At 41.3% G+C, this 3,417-nt stretch carries 7 protein-coding genes; 4 read left to right on the forward strand and 3 right to left on the reverse strand.

Annotated features, from left to right (window positions below; genetic code table 11):
* From ACEW80_RS17880 to ACEW80_RS17890, 3 genes are all read left to right on the forward strand, one after another.
* Positions 1–582: S1 RNA-binding domain-containing protein (locus ACEW80_RS17880; RefSeq protein WP_373527883.1), on the forward strand; the 582-nt coding region annotated here is incomplete at its 5' end.
* 20 nt (positions 583–602) lie between these two features.
* Entirely contained in the window at positions 603–1,241 is a 639-nt protein-coding gene (locus ACEW80_RS17885) for a flavin prenyltransferase UbiX (protein ID WP_373527884.1), read from the forward strand.
* Between the two features lie 86 nt (positions 1,242–1,327).
* Positions 1,328–1,966, forward strand: coding sequence for a LapA family protein (locus tag ACEW80_RS17890; protein ID WP_373527885.1), 639 nt, complete (start codon positions 1,328–1,330; stop codon positions 1,964–1,966).
* A 224-nt stretch (positions 1,967–2,190) separates the two neighbouring features.
* On the opposite strand, the gene ACEW80_RS17895 is transcribed toward ACEW80_RS17890, so the two are convergent.
* Entirely contained in the window at positions 2,191–2,637 is a 447-nt protein-coding gene (locus tag ACEW80_RS17895; protein ID WP_373527886.1) for an IS1 family transposase, read from the reverse strand.
* Positions 2,638–2,644: 7 nt separating this feature from the next.
* Complete coding sequence (locus tag ACEW80_RS17900; protein WP_373527887.1) at positions 2,645–2,935, reverse strand: IS1-like element transposase; 291 nt, start codon at positions 2,933–2,935, stop codon at positions 2,645–2,647.
* A gap of 91 nt (positions 2,936–3,026) precedes the next feature.
* On the opposite strand from ACEW80_RS17900, the gene ACEW80_RS17905 reads away from it, so the two are divergent.
* Positions 3,027–3,344, forward strand: coding sequence for a hypothetical protein (locus ACEW80_RS17905; protein WP_373527888.1), 318 nt, complete (start codon positions 3,027–3,029; stop codon positions 3,342–3,344).
* Here ACEW80_RS17905 and ACEW80_RS17910 read toward each other — a convergent pair.
* On the reverse strand, positions 3,341–3,417 hold a 77-nt coding region (locus tag ACEW80_RS17910; protein ID WP_373527889.1), incomplete at its 5' end, for a ribbon-helix-helix protein, CopG family. The two genes, ACEW80_RS17905 and ACEW80_RS17910, sit on opposite strands and share 4 nt — an antisense overlap.

A 3,417-nucleotide genomic window follows, 5' to 3' on the forward strand; every position in this document is an offset into this window, starting at 1 on the left:
AAAGAAAGTACTAATCTTCGTCATAGTTCCGCACGGGGTAATATTAGTTGGAGCGTCTTGCCTACAGAGACTCACCAAGAACTAGAAGCAGATTTAGCACGGATGATTGTACCATTAGGCGATCGCGAAAAAGAAGTTCAAGATGCGGAGGAGGATCTACTAGGGCTGCAAAAAGCGCAGATTATGAAGCAGCGTACTGGGGATGTTTTTGAAGGCTTAATTACTGGTGTTCAGTCTTACGGCTTTTTTGTCGAAATTGCCCTGCAAGCAGAAAATGGCAGGCAATTACAAGTTGAAGGCTTAGTTCATGTTAGTTCGCTTAAAGATGACTGGTATGAGTATAGAGCCAGATTGCAAGCACTGTTTGGGCGCAAAAATCGCGCTTCTTACCGTTTGGGCGATCGCGTAGAAGTTCAAGTCAAAAGTGTTGATTACTACCGCCAGCAAATTGATTTAGTAACAGTCAATAGCAATACTAGCGAAGTCCATACAACTGGCGACACTAACAACTTTAACGCTGCTAATGATAGCGATCAATTGAGCGAGGGCGACTTAGAATCTTATCCTGACGATGAGCTATAATTTCCTATTTTTAACTTTACGTGTCTAACCCTATTCAACTAATTGTGCCAACCTTACCTTTAATTTTGGGCGTTACTGGCGCATCCGGGCTGATTTATGCTGTCCGCGCCGTCAAGTTTCTTTTGGCGGCAGAGTACAATATCGAACTTGTCGCCTCCAAATCTACTTACATGGTTTGGCAGTCAGAGCAAGATATAAAAATGCCTGTAGAACCAATACAGCAAGAGCAATTCTGGCGACAGCAAGCTGGAGTGGAAAGCTTAGGTAAGTTAACTTGTCATTCTTGGGGTGACGTGGGTGCGAATATTGCTAGTGGCTCTTTTCGCACCCTAGGAATGATGGTTATACCTTGTAGCATGAGTACCGCCGCCAAGTTAGCAACAGGTTTAAGTTCAGACTTATTAGAACGAGCGGCGGATGTACAGTTAAAAGAAGGGCGCAAACTTGTAATCGTGCCGCGCGAAACTCCTTTTAGTCTCATTCATTTACAAAATTTAACTACCTTGGCACAAGCCGGGGCAAGAATAGTACCAGCAATTCCTGCATGGTATCATCATCCTCAAACAATCGAAGACTTGGTAGATTTTGTAGTCGCCCGCGCTTTAGATCAGCTAGATATTGATTGTATTCCGATTAAACGGTGGCAAGGACGTACTTAAAGGCACAGTAGAATAGAATTCTAGGTTGCAAATATTTTTGCAGCTTCTTCAAGCCGTTTTCGTTTTACCTAACGCGCGACTAATGTATGCAAATCATTTTGCTATTGGCAATCTTAGGAGGACTAACATTATTATTAGTCCAAAATTGGTCTCCAGTTCTCCCTTTGGTCTTTTTGGGCTTAACAACTCCAGTTCTACCATTAGCTCTATGGATTTTAATTAGTTTAGCTGCGGGTGCGGGTACAACAATTGCGATCGCTAGTTTATTTAACCTAGCAAATTATTTCGCCCAACCTAAACCCACTAAAAAGCGCCAAGTTACACCACCGCCTCGTCCTCAACCATCATCTAACACTTATACTAGGCAACCAACGACCCAAGAAAGCAATAATAGCGCTGATGATTGGTTAGAAGATCCTATCAATGATGAGGATTGGCAGTACGAAGAAAATATCCAGGACTCCCAGAAGGCTGAGTCCTATCCCCAAGACCCTAGAAGCTACGAAGTAAATAGCGAACCCAAGAGCAGCAAACGTCAAGGGTCGGTTTATTCTTACAGTTACCGAGAGCCGGAGAATCCTGAAGTAAGAAAAACTGACTCAGTTTACGATGCTGACTATCGAGTGCTGAAACCGCCTTACAAGTCGCCTAATCCGGTACAAGATGATGATGACGATTGGGGGTTTGATGATGAGCAAGATAATTTGCGATCGCCAAGACAATAATTATTGATGCTTTTTGGAAATAGACGCGATCACACTACCTTCAATCTATACTTAAGCACAAAAATATTAATTGTAATAGTTTACCTTCAGATAGTCTTACTTCTATTCTGCTTATTTGACAAGAAGACTCTCACTGATTTTTAAACAAACTGAAAAATATTTATACGGAAATACACTGTTTCTGATTAAATTTTAGGTAATGGCTCAAAGCTGTGGATAAGCTATTAAACGGGCAGCCCAAACTCGTAGCGATTAATAAACAAACCAATCACTAGATCATGCATAACAATAGATTTTGAGAAGCATATCGTCTTGCGTGCTAATCGTTTAATCCTTGTCCGCAATGTCAAATGCTTACGTTCAATTTTTTGGGTGTTGGATTTACCGATGACATGCGCTTGCTCATCCAAATGCCGCTGATATGCTCCCCATCCATCGGTAAAAAATTTTGTAATTCCAAACGGTTTCAGCAGCGCCTTTAATTCTAAAAAAGCTACATCTTCATGAGATGCAAGCACATAAGCTAATACTTTACCTGTTGCATGGTCAATGGCGTGCCATAACCATCTTTGCTGTTGTTTAGATTGGACAAAACTCCACATCTCATCCATTTCTGCCGCTTCTACAAGTCCTAAGCTGACACTGATTTGAGCTAGATTTGCCCCTTGCAAAAATTGCTCATTGACCTGCCGTAGCTGTGGAAGTTTTTTTTAATTCCTGAGTCACTGTGTTGCGGCTAATTTTCAGCACTCTGGCTATATCTCTCATCCCACTACTATTCATTGCCATCTCTGTAATTTGCTGTCTTACTTCTGATAAATAACTACGATAGGTATACTGCTTGATAAACGTGCGGCAACAGCATTCTTGATTACGACAAAGGTAACGCTGTTTTCCTTCCGATGATTTTCCATTTTTAACCACATCTATGGTGTCACATTTTGGGCAGTGAACTGGCTCATGAACCATTGGTGAATTTTTATATTGAATACTCTACCTTGATCAAAGCACAATTCTGACCTCGCATCAACAGGTCTGCGCCATTACCGAACAAAGCACGTTGCAGCAGCAACTTAAAGAGGCGGTATCTACCTCTAATGTGGACTTATCTACAAAACTTAATGCTCAATTAGAGCAGCTTTCGCCAAAAATTGACAAGTTACAAACCCAGACCAGTAAAGCCAAACTCGACTTAAATAGTAAAAGTTTTCAGCAGGATAAAGAGCAACGAAGTATTAAGGAATCACTAGCTGAGACTAGCGCCTTGCTCCAACAGTTTCCGGTGGGGCAACCTGTCCGCTTGATGGATAATAAAACTAAAAACTATTACAACTTGAAGATTTTTTGTAATGCAACCCAATTTTGTAACGTCGATTAATGTAATCGTGTTGCTAAATATGTTCTTAGCAACTGCTCTACTAATTCGGATCTAGAAACACCTTCACTCTCTG

The sequence above is a fragment of the Nostoc sp. genome (assembly GCF_041747015.1).
Taxonomy (GTDB): Bacteria; Cyanobacteriota; Cyanobacteriia; order Cyanobacteriales; family Nostocaceae; genus Nostoc.